Annotated in this window: 16 protein-coding genes; 9 read left to right on the forward strand and 7 right to left on the reverse strand. The window is 63.0% G+C overall.

What is annotated here, in order from left to right:
• Nucleotides 1-19: 19 nt before the first annotated feature.
• The 3 genes from CK228_RS14875 to CK228_RS14885 all read right to left on the reverse strand — a co-directional run bounded on the left by CK228_RS14875 (nt 20) and on the right by CK228_RS14885 (nt 3,411).
• Nucleotides 20-706, reverse strand: coding sequence for an RNA polymerase sigma factor (locus CK228_RS14875; protein ID WP_179295918.1), 687 nt, complete (start codon nt 704-706; stop codon nt 20-22).
• Between the two features lie 216 nt (nt 707-922).
• Nucleotides 923-2,002: an HPP family protein gene (locus CK228_RS14880; RefSeq protein ID WP_095788326.1), complete on the reverse strand. Its 1,080-nt coding sequence runs from the start codon at nt 2,000-2,002 to the stop codon at nt 923-925.
• 227 nt (nt 2,003-2,229) lie between these two features.
• A complete protein-coding gene (locus CK228_RS14885; protein ID WP_095788327.1) occupies nt 2,230-3,411 on the reverse strand; it encodes a cystathionine beta-lyase in 1,182 nt (393 codons plus the stop codon).
• Nucleotides 3,412-3,761: 350 nt separating this feature from the next.
• On the opposite strand from CK228_RS14885, the gene CK228_RS14890 reads away from it, so the two are divergent.
• The 7 genes from CK228_RS14890 (at nt 3,762) to CK228_RS14920 (ending at nt 10,676) form a co-directional block, all read left to right on the forward strand.
• Complete coding sequence (locus CK228_RS14890; RefSeq protein ID WP_095788328.1) at nt 3,762-4,397, forward strand: DUF1326 domain-containing protein; 636 nt, start codon at nt 3,762-3,764, stop codon at nt 4,395-4,397.
• A 9-nt stretch (nt 4,398-4,406) separates the two neighbouring features.
• Nucleotides 4,407-5,267, forward strand: coding sequence for a DUF2182 domain-containing protein (locus CK228_RS14895; RefSeq protein WP_095770606.1), 861 nt, complete (start codon nt 4,407-4,409; stop codon nt 5,265-5,267).
• Between the two features lie 382 nt (nt 5,268-5,649).
• Nucleotides 5,650-6,678: an amino acid ABC transporter substrate-binding protein gene (locus tag CK228_RS14900; RefSeq protein ID WP_095770605.1), complete on the forward strand. Its 1,029-nt coding sequence runs from the start codon at nt 5,650-5,652 to the stop codon at nt 6,676-6,678.
• Nucleotides 6,679-6,740: 62 nt separating this feature from the next.
• Nucleotides 6,741-7,928: an amino acid ABC transporter permease gene (locus CK228_RS14905; protein ID WP_095788329.1), complete on the forward strand. Its 1,188-nt coding sequence runs from the start codon at nt 6,741-6,743 to the stop codon at nt 7,926-7,928.
• 4 nt (nt 7,929-7,932) lie between these two features.
• A complete protein-coding gene (locus tag CK228_RS14910; protein WP_095770603.1) occupies nt 7,933-9,090 on the forward strand; it encodes an amino acid ABC transporter permease in 1,158 nt (385 codons plus the stop codon).
• A gap of 23 nt (nt 9,091-9,113) precedes the next feature.
• Nucleotides 9,114-9,917, forward strand: a complete 804-nt coding sequence (locus CK228_RS14915; RefSeq protein ID WP_010915400.1) for an amino acid ABC transporter ATP-binding protein — start codon at nt 9,114-9,116, stop codon at nt 9,915-9,917.
• 93 nt (nt 9,918-10,010) lie between these two features.
• The gene (locus tag CK228_RS14920) at nt 10,011-10,676 is read left to right on the forward strand and encodes a TIGR02117 family protein (protein ID WP_095788330.1); all 666 of its coding nucleotides are present in this window, start codon (nt 10,011-10,013) and stop codon (nt 10,674-10,676) included.
• 65 nt (nt 10,677-10,741) lie between these two features.
• On the opposite strand, the gene CK228_RS14925 is transcribed toward CK228_RS14920, so the two are convergent.
• Both CK228_RS14925 and CK228_RS14930 read right to left on the reverse strand, forming a co-directional pair.
• The gene (locus CK228_RS14925) at nt 10,742-11,980 is read right to left on the reverse strand and encodes an FAD-dependent monooxygenase (protein ID WP_095788331.1); all 1,239 of its coding nucleotides are present in this window, start codon (nt 11,978-11,980) and stop codon (nt 10,742-10,744) included.
• A gap of 19 nt (nt 11,981-11,999) precedes the next feature.
• Nucleotides 12,000-12,245, reverse strand: coding sequence for a zinc-finger domain-containing protein (locus tag CK228_RS14930; protein WP_015318409.1), 246 nt, complete (start codon nt 12,243-12,245; stop codon nt 12,000-12,002).
• A gap of 228 nt (nt 12,246-12,473) precedes the next feature.
• Between CK228_RS14930 and CK228_RS14935 the strand changes: the two genes are divergently transcribed.
• Nucleotides 12,474-14,675: an RNA degradosome polyphosphate kinase gene (locus CK228_RS14935; RefSeq protein ID WP_095788332.1), complete on the forward strand. Its 2,202-nt coding sequence runs from the start codon at nt 12,474-12,476 to the stop codon at nt 14,673-14,675.
• Nucleotides 14,675-16,210 (forward strand): exopolyphosphatase, encoded by a 1,536-nt coding sequence (gene ppx, locus CK228_RS14940; protein ID WP_095788333.1) that lies wholly within the window; start codon nt 14,675-14,677, stop codon nt 16,208-16,210. Before CK228_RS14935 ends, ppx begins: the two co-directional genes overlap by 1 nt.
• 20 nt (nt 16,211-16,230) lie before the next feature.
• Here ppx and CK228_RS14945 read toward each other — a convergent pair whose 3' ends face one another.
• A complete protein-coding gene (locus CK228_RS14945; RefSeq protein ID WP_095770598.1) occupies nt 16,231-16,653 on the reverse strand; it encodes a DoxX family protein in 423 nt (140 codons plus the stop codon).
• A gap of 156 nt (nt 16,654-16,809) precedes the next feature.
• Nucleotides 16,810-17,232, reverse strand: coding sequence for a DoxX family protein (locus tag CK228_RS14950; RefSeq protein WP_095788334.1), 423 nt, complete (start codon nt 17,230-17,232; stop codon nt 16,810-16,812).
• Nucleotides 17,233-17,368 lie beyond the last annotated feature (136 nt).

Below are 17,368 nucleotides of genomic sequence, written 5' to 3' on the forward strand. Positions count from 1 at the left end.
CCGCAAAATCGCGACGGGATCATTCGAAGCCCAGCCGTCCCATAACGGCCTTGGTCAAACGCTCGCAGCGGCGGCCGGCGAAGGGGAAGGCGTCGAGCAGGGCCGGGCCGATCTCGTCGTCCAGCGCCTTGCGCAACAGGCTACGCGCCCGGTGCAGCCTTGTCTTGACGGTCTCCGGCCGCACGCCCAGCAGATCGGCGGTTTCCTCCATGCTCAGGCCCTCGATGACACGGGCCACGAAGACCATGCGGTAGATGTCGGGCAGGCTGTCGGTCGCCCGCTCGACAAGTGCGAGAATCTGCCGCTGCGCCATCGTCCGCTCCGGGTCGTCGCTGGGGTTGAGGGGAAAGCGGATGATTTGCGCTTCCGGATTTTCGGGCATCGCCACGGTGCGGCGCCTCTTGCGCAGGCGGCCGAGTGCTTCGTTGATGACGATGCGCGACAGCCAGGTGGCAAGCGAAGAGTCGCCGCGAAATGTCGCCAGATTGGCGAAGGCGTGGACATAGGCCTCCTGGACGACGTCCTCGGCTTCGGCGTCGTTGCGCAGTATGCCGCGCGCGATGCGGTAGAGCCGCTGGTTGTATGTCTTGATGATGGTGCGGAAGGCGCCCGCGTCGCGCGCCAGGGCTCGCTTTACAAGCAGCATGTCGCCGGAAAGAGCCTCGGCCACCCCGGGCATTTTGACGGGTATTGCGAGCTTGCTCATCGCGACCGGATCTCCCCGAACAGACGCTTGACTGCACGTTCGATGCGCCCGCCGGAAAAAGGTTCCCGGATTTCGGCAACCTGGCTCCGCTATTCTAGACCAGTTCACCGTTTCACGGAAACGGCGAACTGCTCCAACTCTTTGTGTTGACGCAATTCGCAAGGGAAAGCGCTGCGCGCTTTTCCGAAAACCGCACACACTTTTCCTGGAGTTGCTCTAAGCCGCCGCCAGTCCTTTGTCTGCGGCCTGCACGCGCGCTGCCGCCGCCAGCAGGTCGGTCTGGGTGATCAGGCCGAGGATGCGCCGCTCACCGTCGACGATGACCACGGCGTGGCTGCGGCCGTCGGTCAGTACGGGAAGCAGGCTCATCGCCGGTGTCTCGGGCGAAGCGGTGCCGGCCTTCGACATCACGCTCTTCACCGCATCGGTCGTCTTCGTCAGCTCGCGCAGGCCGACAGCGCCAACCAGCCGGCCATCCGCGTCGACCACCGGCAAGGTGCGGATGTTGTGATCGAGCAGTTGCTGGCGCGCCTCCTCGGCGGTGGCCTGCTCGGGCACCGAAACCACGTCGCGGGACATGATGTCCTGGCAAAGCAGCGTCCGGTGTGAGCGCACCATGGCCTGCAGCTCGACTTGCCTCAGGAGCCGTTCGAGGTCGTTGCGGTCGATGTCGAAGGTTTCGTCGAGCGTGGTCAGCGCCGCGTCGATATCCTCGGGCCGGAAGCCGACGCGCTGCCGCGCCGGCGGATCGGCCGTCCCATGGCTGTTGGCTGGGGAGGCAGCGACATGCGGGTAGTTGCGCCGCGCCAGCCTGTGGAAAAGCAGTCCGAGCGTGACCAGGATGATCGAATTCAGGGCCACCGGCACGAACGGAAACAGGAAGCCGGCGCTGACTACGGCCGGCCCGCCGAGCACCGCCGTCAGAGCCGCCGCGCCACCGGGCGGATGCAGGCAGCGCGTGAACGACATAGCCGCGATGGCGAGCGCCACGGCGAGGCCCGAGGCCATGACCGGATCATGGATGAAATGCGCCACCGTCACACCCACCAGCGCCGATATGGAGTTGCCGCCGATGATCGACCAGGGCTGCGCCAAAGGGCTGGCGGGCACGGCGAAGAGAAGCACGGCGGAGGCGCCCATCGGTGCCACCAGCAGGGCCACATGCGGGCCGCCGCCCATTGCCAGCCCGCTGATCACGCCGGTCAGCGCGATGCCGATCGTGGCGCCGATACAGGCCAGCAGCCGCTCTCGCAGCGTCGCGCCGGCAAGGATGGGGACAAAAAGACGAAAGGCCATGACAGGGTTGGGACCAATGGGATTGGACGAGGGTACCAGTGCAGCACGCAATGCGACCGAACCCACGGATTTGAAAGTCAAACAAATCCCGAAAGCAGCGGCCCGAGAGAATAATATTGCGCGACGCGCAGCAATGGGATGCCGCGAGCGGCTCGCGCTTTGTCATCAGCGCCAAGGCCTCGCTGCCGTCTGCTGATTCTGTCCGGCAGTCAGCCCGTGCGCGCTGGTTAGGCCGTCGCTGCGGCCAGACCGCGCAAAATGTCGGCTTTCAGGTCGTCTACATCCTCGAGGCCGATCTGCAGGCGGATCAACGGGCCTTCATAGGGGCCCTTTGCAACGACGCGGTCGTCGAGCCAGACTGGCACCGCAAGGCTCTCATAGCCGCCCCAGGAATAGCCGAGGCCGAAGATCTGCAGCGCGTCGAGGAAAGCGTGCTGCTCCTTCTGGCCGCCGCCGGCGAGCACGATGGAAAAGATGCCGCTCGAACCGCAAAAGTCGCGCTTCCATAGAGCGTGGTCCGGGTGGCTGGGAAGGGCAGGGTGGAGCACGCGCGCCACGCCCTTCTGGCCTTCGAGCCACGACGCGATGGCAAGCGCGCTGCGCTGGTGATGCTCCAGGCGCACGCCCATGGTGCGCAAGCCGCGCAGCACCTGGTAGACATCGTCGGGACCCGCGCAGCAGCCGAGCGTGCAGAAGCTCTCATAGAGCTGTTTCCAGTGGCTTTCATTGGCCGAGACCGTGCCCAGCAGCACGTCGGAATGGCCGGCCGGGTACTTCGTCGCCGCGTGAATGGAGATGTCGACGCCGTGGTCGAGCGGCCGGAAATAAAGCGGCGTTGCCCAGGTGTTGTCCATCATCACGATAGCGCCAGCCGCGTGCGCCGCCTTGGCGATCGCCGGGATGTCCTGCACCTCGAACGTGTTGGAGGCTGGCGATTCCGTGAACACCACCTTGGTGTTGGGCTTGATCAGGGCGGCGATGCCAGCGCCGATACGAGGATCATAATACTCCACCTCGACGCCGAGCCGCTTCAGCATCGTGTCGGCGAAATTACGGGTCGGATGGTAGACGCTGTCGACGATCAGCAGGTGATCGCCGGCCGACACGAAGGCGAGCAGCGGAATAGTCACCGCCGCAAGGCCCGACGGCACCACGATCGTGCCGGCGGATCCCTCCAGCGCGTCGATGGCCTGGGCAAGGGCGTCCGTCGTCGGCGTGCCGCGCGTGCCGTAGGTGTATTTCTGGCTGCGGCCAGCCATTGTGGCGGCGTTGCGGAACAGCACTGTCGAGGCGTGCACGACAGGCGGATTGACGAAGCCGAAATAGTCGTGCGGGTTGTTGCCCGAATGGGCCAACCGCGTGTTGATGCCCATTTTGCCGGAACCCTGTTCGTTGCCGTCCTTAGCCATTCTTCGTCTTCGCCTGTTTGACAAGGCGCTAGCCATAGTGCGGCGGCATGGACCGCGCAACAGCCCACCATCCGCCAGGGATAGACTTCGAATATGCCAATTCTCCACCTGAACGGCATAGCTGCGGGGTCCTGAAACGGGCTCGGCAAGGTGTGCGGAAGTGATTGTCGGCGGAGCCGATCGTCCCTCGGTCAACCTATTGTAGACGGCTGCGAAACATATATAATAAGTCTCTAATATTAATCACCGGATTGCCTCGATCAGATGCTGCCGGATGGTTTTGGCAGGGTTCCTCCTGATCCCCCGGTCCGGGTATCGCGCTCACAGAGCGCCGCAAGGGGAGGAATGCCATGCCCAACGTCAAATGGACGATGAAGGCGCGCGAATTCGTCAACTGCAATTGCGCCTATGGCTGCCCATGCCAGTTCAACGCCATGCCCACACACGGCTTCTGTCAGGCGGTTGCCGGCATCGAAATCGAGAGCGGCCATCACGGAGCCACCAAACTCGATGGATTGCGGCTCGTCGGGATTTTCCGCTGGCCCGGCGCCATCCATCAGGGCGGCGGCGAAGCAGCGGTGGTTGTCGACGAGAGGGCGAGCGAGGCCCAGCGTGAAGCGCTGCTTCGCATACTGGGCGGGCAGGACACCGAACCAGGCGCGACAATATTCGAGTTCTTCTCGACCACGCTGGAGAAATTCCATGATCCGATCTTTGCCCCGATCGAGTTCGAGGTCGACGTCGACGCGCGAACCGGACGGCTGCATGTCGAGGGCGTAGCCGACGGTCATGGCGAGCCGATCAAGAATCCGGTCACCGGCGCCGAGCATCGGGCACGCATCGACCTGCCGCACGGCCTCGAATACGCAATGGCCGAGATCGGGCGCGGCTGGACCAAGGCGACAGGCCCGATCAAGTTCGGGGTGGCCGATACGCACAGTCATTTTGCCAATCTGCATCTCACGCAGAGCGGCGTCGTCCATTGAGCTGATCCAATGGGCGACAGGGCCTTGGAGGCGGTGCTGCGGCGCGACCGCACGGTCGTGATGGCCGCGCTCGTCGTGATTGCGGTGCTCGCCTGGGCCTATGTGCTGTGGCTTGCCATCGACATGGCCATGCCCGAATCCCCGATGCCGGCCGGAGCAAGCGGCGATATGGCCGCAATGGACATGTCGAATATGGACATGGCTGGAATGGATGTGGGCGCCGCCGTGGCGCCTGGCTTCCGAGCCTGGACACTCGCCGATTTCGCTTTCATTTTCACGATGTGGGCGGTGATGATGGTCGGCATGATGACGCCTTCGGTCGCGCCGCTGCTGCTGCTCTATGCTGGCATCGGCCGCAAGGCGCAGGCGGCTGGCCGCCCCATCGCTTCGACCGGATGGTTTTTTACCGGCTATCTCACCGTCTGGATCGTCTTCAGCATCGCCGCGACCGGCGCGCAATGGCTGCTCGGCCGGCTGGCCCTGCTCGACCCCTCGATGGCAACCGACAGCACGATCCTCGGTGGCCTCGTCCTGATCGCCGCCGGCCTCTATCAATGGACGCCGATCAAGAGCTCCTGCTTGCGCCAATGCCAGGGGCCGATCGGGTTCCTGATGAGCCATGGCGGGTTCCGTTCCGCGCCGCTCGGTGCGATTCGGCTAGGCGTCGATCACGGCCTCTATTGTCTGGGCTGCTGCTGGGCGCTGATGGCCTTGCTGTTCGTCGGCGGCGTCATGAACATCCTGTGGATCGCCGGTATCGCCATCCTCGTTCTCCTGGAAAAGACGGCCACGAGCGGGCCGTTGATCTCGCGCATTTCCGGCGCGCTGATGGTGGCGGCCGGCGTGTGGTTGATGTCCCGTGCGCTTTGACGGCGCAGGTCCGATGACAGTCTTCGGCCATGCCAATTCATCCGGTGTCCAGATCAGGGACGCCAAGCTGGCGCCAGTTATGGATTTCGCCGCTGGCCCGCATTTGCGTTGAATGCGCTTTGCCGACTTTATTCGCGCCGTGACTAAAATGCGGGCGCGTTTGTCTGCAATTCGGGCATTTCAGGCAATCGATTTTCAAAGACGTTCGGATTCGGTCATTTCCCTTGACCTCACAGGAATTATCGCCTTCGATGCTGTTCGTGAATGGGAGGCGGCGCGTCGGTTACGATGCGGGATTCCGGGAATGGGCTGGAATGGGAACTGCGTTCACACGGGAAAAAAGATCAGGTTTTGCCTGAAAACAGAAAAGGGTCTGTGGGTCATGAAACATATTGCTATCGGCATCCTTGGCGCCGCTACGCTCGGGTTTATGGCGTCGGCAGCGTCGGCGACGACGCTCGACACCGTCAAGGCGAAGGGCTTCATCCAATGCGGTGTCTCGACGGGTCTGGCCGGTTTCTCGGCGCCCGACGACAAGGGTGACTGGCAGGGCATCGACGCGGATTTCTGCCGCGCTGTCGCGGCCGCCGTCTTCGGTGACGGCACCAAGGTCAAGTTCACCCCGCTCAGCGCCAAGGAGCGCTTCACCGCGCTGCAGTCCGGCGAGGTCGACATCCTGTCGCGCAACACCACCTGGACCATCAATCGCGACACGGCGCTTGGCCTGAATTTTATCGGCACGACCTACTATGACGGCCAGGGCTTCATGATCAACGCCAAGAAGCTGCCGGGCGTCAATTCGGCGCTCCAGCTCTCGGGCGCGGCCGTGTGCGTGCAGAGCGGCACCACCACCGAGCTCAACCTCGCCGACTACTTCAAGGCGAACAAGATGGAGTACAATCCGGTCGTCTTCGAGAAGCTCGAAGAGGTCAACGCCGCCTATGACGCCGGCCGCTGCGATGTCTACACCACGGACCAGTCGGGCCTTTACGGCATCCGCCTGACGCTGGGCTCGCCGGCCGATCACGTCGTGCTACCCGAGATCATCTCCAAGGAGCCGCTCGGACCGGCGGTGCGCCAAGGCGACGACCAGTGGTACCACATCGTCAAGTGGACCTATTTCGCGCTGCTTGACGCGGAGGAACTCGGCATCACAAAGGCCAATGTCGATGAGATGAAGAACTCGGCCAGCCCGGAGATCAAGCGCGTTCTCGGCCAGGAAGCCGACACCAAGATCGGCACCGATCTCGGCGTCTCCAATGACTGGGTCGTCAATATCGTCAAGGCCGTCGGCAATTACGGTGAAATGTTCGATCGCAATGTCGGCTCGGGCAGCCCGCTCAAGATCGCGCGCGGCATCAATGCGCTGTGGACCAAGGGCGGCCTGCAATACGCTCCGCCGATCCGCTGACCGAAATGTGATCCGGAAGGCAGATATCTGCCTTCCGGTTTCTCTTTTCAGGGGACGGGCACATGGCATCGCAGGAAGTTCTTCGCGAGGAGTCCAGCAGGGCTTCCTTCATCAATGACCCGAAGATACGCAGTCTCTTCTTCCAGACGCTGGTCGTCATCGTCCTGTTCGGTTCCGTCTGGTGGATCGTGCAGAACGTCATCGACAATCTGCAGCGCCTGCACATCGCCTCCGGCTTCGGCTTCCTCAGGGGACGCGCCGGATTCGACATTTCGGATACGCCGATCGCCTATACGTCGGACTCGACCTATGGCCGCGCCATCGTCGTCGGCCTGATCAACACCATCATCGTCGCCGTGGCCGGCATCATCACCGCCACAATCATCGGCTTCGTCATCGGTATCGGCCGCCTGTCGCAGAACTGGCTGATCCAGAAGATCTGCACGGTCTATGTGGAGATATTCCGCAACATCCCGCCGCTGCTGGTCATCTTCTTCTGGTATTCCGGCGTGCTTGCTGTGCTGCCGGCGCCGCGTGACAGCTATCACCTGCCCTTCGGCTCCTTCCTCAACCAGCGTGGCTTCTACTTTCCCCGCCCGGTCTGGGGCGAGGGCTCCTGGCTGATCGTGGTCGCCTTGCTTGTCGGTATTGCCATGGCCTGGTTCGTCGCCCGCACGGCGCGTCAGCGGCAGATGGCGACAGGCCAGCAGTTTCCGGTGCTCTGGACGTCGGTGGCGCTGATCGTCGGCCTGCCATTGCTCGCCTATGTGCTGAGCGGCTTTCCGCTGAGCTTTGATCTTCCCAAACAATCGACCTTCAATCTGACCGGCGGCTTCCAGGTCAAGCCGGAGTTCCTGTCGCTTTATCTGGCGCTGTCCTGCTATACGGCGGCCTTCATCGCCGAAATCGTGCGCGCCGGCATCAGGGGCGTGAGCAAGGGCCAGACTGAGGCGGCGGCGGCACTTGGGCTGCGGTCCGGGTCGATCTTGCGGCTGGTTGTCGTGCCGCAGGCCATGCGTATCGTCATCCCGCCGCTGACCAGCCAGTATCTCAACCTGACCAAGAACTCCTCGCTGGCGATCGCCATCGGTTATCCGGACCTGACGGCGACCGCCGGCACGGTCCTGAACCAGACCGGACAGGCGGTCGAAGGTGTGCTGATCATGATGATCGCCTATCTTATACTTAGCCTGGTGACCTCAGCCGTCATGAACGTGGTCAACGCCAGAATGGCGCTGGTGGAAAGGTAGAGCCATGCAGGAACACGATATGTCCTGGGTGCGCACCGAAATGGCCTTGGCGCAGCCTGCGCCGACAAGTGTGCGCGGCCCAGTGGCCTGGGTGCGCAAGAACCTGGTCGGCACGGTCGGCGACACCATCCTGACCATCCTTGGCATCGCCATCGTTGCCTGGGTCCTGCCGCAGGTCATCAACTGGGCGTTCATCAATGCCGTGTGGACCGGGCCGGACCGCACGGTCTGTGCGACTGCCGCACAGGGCGGCATTCAGCCGGAGGGCTGGACGGGCGCCTGCTGGGCATTCGTCAACGCCAAGTTCGGCCAGTTCATGTTCGGTACCTATCCGATCGAGGAGCGCTGGCGGCCGATCCTGGTTGCCATCCTGTTCGTGGTTCTGCTGGTGCCGATGCTGATCCCGCGTGTGCCGCGCAAGGGACTGAATGCCATCCTGCTCTTCCTGGTGCTGCCGATCGTCTCGTTCTTCCTGCTGATTGGCGGCGTGTTCGGCCTGCCGCATGTCGAGACCTCGCGCTGGGGCGGCCTGCTGGTCACGCTCAGCCTGTCCTTCGTCGGCATTGCCGTGTCGTTGCCGCTGGGCACAGTGCTGGCGCTCGGCCGGCGTTCGAAAATGCCGATCATCAAGACGCTGTGCGTGATCTTCATCGAAACGGTGCGTGGCATCCCGCTGATCACCGTCCTGTTCTTCGTCAGTGTCATGCTGCCGCTGTTCCTGCCCGCGGGCGTCACTTTCGACAAGTTCCTGCGGGCACTGATCGGCGTGTCGCTGTTTGCCGCAGCCTATATGGCTGAAGTCGTGCGTGGCGGCCTGCAGGCGATCCCCAAAGGCCAATATGAAGGCGCCGATTCACTCGGGCTCGGCTATTGGCAGAAGATGGGGCTGATCGTACTGCCGCAGGCGCTGAAGCTGGTCATTCCCGGCATCGTCAACACCTTCATCGGCATGTTCAAGGACACCAGCCTGGTCCTCATCATCTCGATGTTCGACCTGCTTGGCGTCGTCAAGCAGAACTTCTCGGACGCCAACTGGGCGACGCCGCAAACGGCCAGGTCCGGCCTGGTGTTCGCCGCCTTCGTCTTCTGGCTGTTTTGCTTCGGCATGTCGCGCTATTCAATGTACACTGAACGCCGGCTCGACACCGGCCACAAACGCTAACAAAAGAATAAGGGGACCCTGTCATGGCCACCGAAAACGCCGTCAGCGCCGAAGAGATCAAGGTCAACGCCGCCAAGATGCACATCTCGACCACCGATGTCGCCATCGACATCATCGCCATGCACAAATGGTACGGCGAGTTCCATGTGCTGAAGGATATCAACCTCAAGGTGATGCGCGGCGAGCGCATAGTCATCTGCGGCCCGTCGGGTTCCGGCAAATCGACGATGATCCGCTGCATCAACCGGCTGGAAGAGCATCAGAAGGGCAAGATCATCGTCGACGGCAAGGAACTGACCAACGATCTGAAGAAGATCGACGAGGTGCGCCGCGAGGTCGGCATGGTGTTCCAGCACTTCAACCTGTTCCCCCACTTGACCATCCTGGAGAACTGCACGCTGGCGCCGATCTGGGTGCGCAAGACACCGAAGAAGCAGGCCGAGGAAATCGCCATGCACTTCCTCAAGCGGGTCAAGATCCCGGAACAGGCCAACAAATATCCCGGCCAGCTGTCCGGCGGCCAGCAGCAGCGCGTGGCCATCGCACGTTCGCTGTGCATGAACCCGCGCATCATGCTGTTCGATGAGCCGACCTCGGCGCTCGACCCGGAAATGATCAAGGAAGTGCTGGAGACGATGGTTGGTCTGGCCGAGGAAGGCATGACCATGCTGTGCGTCACCCACGAGATGGGCTTTGCGCGGAAAGTCGCCAACCGCGTGATCTTCATGGATCAGGGCCAGATCGTTGAGCAGAACACGCCGGCCGAGTTCTTCGACCACCCGCGCCACGAGCGCACGAAACTGTTCCTCAGTCAGATCCTGCACTGAGCGGTTCCACACCGAGCGCAAGAGCCCGGCCGCAATGCGGCCGGGCTCTTTGCTTGTGGATCCGCTGATGCGGTTGGCGGCGGGGCGTCATCGATGAGAAAAGTCCTGCGTTTCCTCTTCATGTTGCTGGCCGCGATCGTACTTGCGGCGACCCTCGGCACGCTGGTGCCGCGCCCGCTCTGGCCGGCGGCGTCGGCAGGCGAGGGCACGCGGCATATACTGGTGCTGAAGAACCCGATCCATACCGATATCGCCATTCCGGCGGACGCCGCCGTACGCAAGCGCTTCCACTTCCTGGCAGACGCCGGGCTGCCGTCCGATGCGCCGGAAGTGCGCTACATCGTCTTCGGCTGGGGCGGCCGCGCCTTCTATCTGGAAACACCGAGCTGGTCCGAGCTCAAGGCCGTTCCGGTGATGAAGGCGCTGACCCTCGACGCCTCGGTCATGCATGTGGATGTCGCTGGCGCTATCGTCGAACCGCATCCCGATGCTGCCGGCTTCGACATTGGTGATGATCAGTTCGCGGCGCTGCTCGATTTCATCGAAGCCAGTTTTCAGCAGGGGCCTGGCGGCCCGATCGTTATCGAGAATGCGGCCTACTCCAGCTTCGACCGCTTCTATGAGGCGAACGGCCATTTCAATGCGGTGGTCGGCTGCAACACCTGGACCGCCGCAGCGTTGCGTACCGCCGGCCTGCGCACCGGCTGGTGGAACCCGCTGCCGGTGTCGCTGGGATGGTCGATGCGGCTGTACAATTGAGACTCCGCAATGGTTCCAAGATCTGGCGCTGGCGCCAAAGCTATCCGGTTCTATTGCCTCGACACCTACCGCCTGACGACCTTCGGTTCCTCCCAACCATAAAGCCAGTCGAGGTCGGCAGCGAGCTTCTCCGCCGGCCGAGTCGCCAGCACGAGGTTGCGGGCCAGCGCCACCGGGCCTCGGGCGTGCCAGGCAAGCCGGTTGAGCGCGCCACGCTTAAGGACCTTCTCCACGCGCGGTCGCCGGAGATTTTCCCAGATGGTGAGGCTTTGGCGCGGATCGGCGCGAAAGTCGGCGACCAGCGTGGCAAGCGTCGCGGCATCCTCGATTGCCATTGCCGCGCCCTGCGCGGCGAACGGTGTCATCGCATGCGCGGCATCGCCGATCAGCGCAATGCCGGTTGGCATTGTCCAGGGCTGCTTCTGCTCCACGGTGTGCAGCGGCCAGGTCAACCATGGGTCGGCCATTTCCACCAGCTTGACGAGTCCTGGCGCGGTGCCGCGCATGGCGGCAGATAGGATGCCGGGATCGGCACGGCCGGACCAGCCCTCGGCGATGCGCTCGCCTTTGGTGAAGGCGACGAGATTGAAGGCGTCGCCCTTGCTGACGGGATAGGCGACCATATGGAAACCCGGATGCAGGAAAGTCGTGACGCAATCGGCCGCGCCGATCGAGGCAAAGGCTTGTCCGGCGCTGCTGTCGGCCGCAACGGTGGTGCGCCAGGCCAGCTCTCCCGAAAAACGGCTTCTTGGCGATGCCATCCTTTTTGCATCGACAAGCGCGCGCACCGACGACCAGACGCCATCGGCGCCGACCAGCAAGGAGCCCTGTTCCTCTGCCGTTTTGCCGCCGATCTCGACGGTCGCCGTGACACCATGGCCGCCAGTCACAATTTTTTCGACGCGCGCCCCGAGCGTGAGGTGGACATCAGGCATCTCTGCCACACACGCCATCAGCGCACTCTGCAGGTCGGCGCGATGGGCGACGAGATAGGGAGCGCCCCAGCGGCTTTCACCTGATTGTCCCAACGGCACACGCGCCAATTGGCGTAACGTTCTGGCATCCCTCAGCACCACGGCCTCTGGCCGCACCGTCGCCGGCAGCAGCCGGTCGAGCACGCTGAGGTCACGCAGGATGCGTGTGGCGTTGGGAGAAAGTTGGAGGCCGGCGCCTACGGCTTCCAGGCGCGGTGCTTGCTCGAACACCTGCACGCGATAGCCGCGTTTGGCAAAAGCAAGTGCCGCGGTCAGCCCGGCGATGCCCGCTCCGGCGATGACGACTTGCCGGGAGCGCTGGTCGTCCATCAGGTCCTTCGGGAAAGAATCAGGCGGCCTGGTCGATGTAAAGGCAGCCTGCCGGCAGCGTTTCCGTTGCCTTCAGCTTCGGCGAATAGCGGTAAAGCGTCGAGCAATAGGGGCAGACTTTTTCATTGTCGTCGCCCATGTCGAGAAACACATGCGGGTGGTCGAAAGGCGGATTGGCGCCCGTGCACATGAATTCCTTGACCCCGATGTCGATCGCCGGATGGCCGGCATCGTTCTGGAAATGGGGAATGGAACCGCCTGCCATCGTCGTCTCCTTAACGCAGTCTCGCATGCATCTGGATCATAACAGGTCTCTTTGCAAGATCGATGAAATGAAACTGTCGCAAAACCCTGTCAGAGGATAAGTTGAGCCGGTTAAGCGTGTGACCGCGGATGCCAAGCGATTCCGCGACTGATCACGCTTCACGAAGGCATGTTTGAGCGTTCATCGTCGTCTGGCGGCGCTCCAAGGGAACGGTTGTGGGCAGGGACAATGAACGAACTGAAGCCGGTGCAGAGCGAATTCGTCAATGTCGAGGTGGCCAATTCAGAGGGCGGCAACCCGGATCGCTTCGTCAACCGTGAGTTTTCCTGGCTGCAATTCAATCGCCGCGTTCTCGAGGAATCGCTGAACACCCACCATCCGCTGCTGGAACGCGTCCGCTTCCTGTCGATCTCCGCCGCCAATCTCGATGAATTCTTCATGGTGCGTGTCGCCGGCCTCGCCGGCCAGGTGCGCGAAGGCATTACGCTGAAAAGCCCTGACGGCCGCACCCCCGAACAGCAGCTCGAACAGCTGCTGCGCGAGGTCGAGCGGCTGCAGGAAGACCAGCAGAAGAGCCTTTCGGCGCTTACCGTGCTGCTCAACAAGGAAGGCATTGAGAGCATCACGCGCGATGCGCTGACCAAGGACGAGAAGGTCTGGCTGGAAGAGCATTTCCAGGACCAGGTGTTTCCGGTGCTTACCCCGCTGTCGATCGACCCGGCGCATCCGTTCCCGTTCATTCCCAATCTCGGCTTCTCGATGGCGCTGCAGCTACGCCACCGCAAGAATGGCGAGGAGATGAGCGCGCTCTTGCGTCTGCCGGTGGCGCTGAAGCGCTTCATCCGGCTTCCCGATCGCAAGCACCATGTCCGCTTCATCCCGCTTGAGGAGGCGGTCGGTCTCTATATCGGCAAGCTGTTTCCGGGTTATGAGGTCAAGGGTTCCGGCACATTCCGCATCATCCGCGACAGCGATATCGAGGTCGAGGAGGAATCGGAAGATCTGGTGCGCCTGTTCGAGACGGCGCTGAAGCGCCGCCGCCGCGGCTCGGTGATCCGCATCGAGTTCGACAGGCTGATGCCTGCGGAACTGCGCGATTTCGTGGCCGGTGAACTCGGCGTCTCGTCCAGCCGCATCAGCGTGCTGACCGGTCCGCTGGCGCTCAGCCAGATCTCCGAGATCGTCTCCGTCCCCCGCGACGACCTGAAGTTCACCCCCTACAATCCGCGCTTTCCTGAGCGTATCCGCGAGCATGGCGGCGACTGCTTTGCCGCTATCCGCGAGAAGGACATCATCGTCCACCACCCCTACGAATCCTTCGACGTCGTCGTGCAGTTCCTGCGCCAGGCGATGGCCGATCCGGAAGTGGTGGCGATCAAGCAGACGCTTTACCGAACCTCCAACGACAGCCCGATCGTGCGCGCGCTGGTCGACGCGGCCGAAGCCGGCAAGTCGGTGACCGCGTTGGTCGAGCTTAAGGCGCGTTTCGACGAGGAGGCCAACATCCGCTGGGCGCGCGACCTCGAGCGCGCCGGCGTGCAGGTCGTGTTCGGGTTCCTCGAGTTGAAGACCCACGCGAAAATGTCGCTGGTGGTGCGGCGCGAGGATGGCAAGCTGCGCAACTACGTGCATCTAGGCACCGGCAACTACCATCCGGTCACCGCGCGCATCTACACCGACCTGTCCTTCTTCACCACCGATCCGACGATCGCCCGCGACGTCTCCCAGCTGTTCAATTTCATCACCGGTTATGCCGAGCCGACCGCCGAAATGCGGCTGGCTATCTCGCCATTCACGCTGCGCAACCGCATCCTGCAGCACATTTCCGACGAAGTCGCGCATGCGCTGGAGGGAAAGCCGGCGCGCATCTGGATGAAGATGAACGCGCTGGTCGACCCGATCATCATCGACGCGCTCTATGATGCCAGCCGCGCCGGGGTCGAGATCGACCTCGTCGTGCGCGGCATATGCTGCCTGCGGCCGCAGGTGCCGGGCCTGTCGGAAAACATCAGGGTCAAGTCGATCGTCGGCCGCTTCCTCGAACACAGCCGTATCTATTGTTTTGGCAATGGCTATGGCCTGCCCTCGGACGAGGCGATCGTCTACATCTCCTCCGCCGACCTGATGCCGCGCAATCTCGACCGTCGCGTCGAGACCATGGTGCCGATCATCAATCCAACTGTGCATGAACAGGTTTTGGGCCAGATCATGCTGGGCAACATCATGGACAATCAGCAAAGTTTCGACGTATTGGCTGATGGAACCTCCCGGCGCGTGGTGCTGGAAGAGGGCGAGGAACCGTTCAACGCGCAGGAATATTTCATGACCAATCCGAGCCTGTCGGGACGGGGTGACGCGCTGAAGTCGCATGCGCCCAAGCGCATTGCGCAGTTCAAGCGCCGCAAGAAGAACGCTGCAGCGTCCACCTGATGCTGTCTGATTCCCAGGGCCGGCTGCAGGACCGCCGACCGCTATCCATCATCGACATCGGGTCGAATTCGATTCGCCTCGTCGTCTATGAAGGGCTGGCGCGCTCGCCGACCATGCTGTTCAACGAAAAGATGCTCGCCGGTCTTGGCCGCGGCATCGTTTCGACCGGAAAGCTCGACCCCGAGGCGGTGACCCGCTCGATGGAAGAGTTCCGCCGCTTTCGCGCGCTGTCCGATCAGGCTGGCGCCGAGCATATTTATGTCCTAGCCACCGCCGCGGCGCGCGAGGCGATCAACGGTCCGGATTTCATCCATCGCGCCGAAGAGGTCCTCAAGACCGAGATCCGCGTGATCAGCGGGCGCCAGGAGGCCTATTATTCGGCCCTCGGCGTCATCTCCGGTTTCCACCCGGCCAATGGCATCGCCGGCGATCTGGGCGGCGGCAGTCTCGAACTGGTCGACGTCAATGGCGAGGCGATCGGCGACGGCATCACGCTGCCGCTCGGTGGCCTGCGCCTGCAGGACATGGCGAAGAACTCGCTTGCCCAGGCACAGAAGATCGCGCGCGACGAACTGGCGCGCGCCAAGCTGTTGAAAGGCGGGCAGGGCCGGCCCTTCTACGCCGTCGGCGGCACCTGGCGAAACCTCGCCCGCCTGCACATGGAGATGACCAACTACCCGCTTGGCGTCATGCACCACTACGAGATGTCGGCCGACAGCGCGACGAATTTTCTCAAACAGGTGGCCAAAGCCGAGATCGAGAAGGTCAAGGGGATCGAGGGCGTCTCGAAGAACCGCCGCTCGCTGCTGCCCTATGGCGCCATAGTGCTGCAGGAGATCATGGCGGCGATGCAGCCGTCGAAGATCATCGTCTCGGCGCTCGGCGTGCGCGAAGGTTTTCTCTACTCGCTGCTCGACGAGGTCGAGCAGAAGGCCGATCCGTTGATCTCGGCGTCCGAGGAACTCGCCCGTTTGCGCTCGCGCTCGGTCACCCATGCGCATGAATTGGTCGACTGGACTGCCAAATCCTTCGCCGCCTTCGGTATCGACGAGACCGAGGACGAGGCGCGCTACCGCCACGCCGCCGCATTGCTGGCCGACATCGGCTGGCGCGCGCACCCCGAATATCGCGGCAGGCAATCGCTCAACATCATCGCGCACGCCTCTTTCTTCGGCGTCGACCATCCCGGCCGTGCCTTCCTGGCTTTGGCCAACGCCTATCGTCACGACGGCATCTTCAACGAATCCATCGCACCTGAAATCAAGGCGCTGGCTACGCCGCGCTATCTCGAGCGGGCTCGCGTGCTGGCGGCGATGATGCGGGTGGTCTACCTGCTGACGGCCTCGATGCCCGGCATCATGCCCAGGCTGAAATGGGAGCAACGCGCCAACGGCGTGCTGGCGCTGGTGCTGCCGGCATCGCTCTCAGATCTCTACGGCGAGCGGCCGGCCGGCCGCCTAGCGCAGCTGGCGCGGATCACCAACCGCAGGCTCGTGCTGGCCGTGGAGGGTGGACCGAGCGTGTCGGTCAAATAGGGCGTTCTGCTGACCGAGGCTCAGGTTACGTCCGCACCGATAGCGAAACCGCGACCGTCGGCCGACCAAGTGCCGGCACCGGCCATCGCCAGCGCCAGGAAGCCGCCTGATATGGCAATGTCCTTCATCAGCATCTGCTGGTGAAGGAAGGCGAGTGTTGCATCGCCGGCCCCTTGGCCGTGATGGCCGATGAAGCCGGCAACGACGCAGAAGGCCGCCAAGAGCAGCGCCACGATCCGGGTCTGAAAGCCGATGAGGATCAGCAAGCCGGCGACCAACTCGAACAGGCCCGTGCCCCAGGCGGCGAGCGTCGGCAGCGGCAGGCCGAGGCCGGCGAAATAATCGGATGTGCCGGCAATGTTGGCGAGCGCCTGGAAGCCGGATGGTACGAACAGCACGGCAAACAGCAGTCGCGAAACCAGAAGCAATGCATCGCGGGTCATGGCCAGCTCCCTTGCCGGCGCCCTTTTGGGCTCGAGCCGGCTGCCTCGAAGTCTACGCCTGTGAGGCCTCCGCCGAAACCGGACCGGCTATTCCGGACAACGAAAAAGCGGCGCGGAAAATTCCGCGCCGCTTCTGTCGAGGCCTGGGAGGAAGGTTCAGCCGCGCTTGGCGTCGATCGAATAGGCGCCGGCGCCCGATGAAGCCAGCAGCAGGAAGCCGCCGGTGATGGCGAGGTTCTTGAGGAACTGGATCATCTGCATCTGGTCGGCCCAGCCGGTATGGGCGACCAGCCCGGTGGCGACGGTGAAGATCGCGAGCACCCAGGCGGCGACACGGGTCTGGAAACCGACGAGGATCGCGAGGCCGCCGAGTAGTTCAATCAAGCCGACGACCACAGCCGTTAGGGTCGGAACGGGCAGGCCGAGGCCGCCAAAGTAGGCAGCAGTGCCAGAAATGGCGGTGAGCTTGCCGAAACCGGAAAGCAGGAAAATGACCGCGAGCAGGATGCGGCCGAGCAGGATGGTGACAGAGCTGTTGGACGCGGTGCCGGCGCCGGCGGCGGAAGTGTTGATGGACATGGTGTCTCTCCGAATGGGTTGAATGACCTTCAGATAGACGATAGCGACTGTTCACCAAAGCCGCCGATGCGGCGACACATTGTTCACAGGCTATACATTTCCGTGAACGGCGAAAAGGCGCGAAATTCGTGTCGGT

Source organism: Mesorhizobium sp. WSM4312 (assembly GCF_002294875.1).
Taxonomy (GTDB): Bacteria; Pseudomonadota; Alphaproteobacteria; order Rhizobiales; family Rhizobiaceae; genus Mesorhizobium.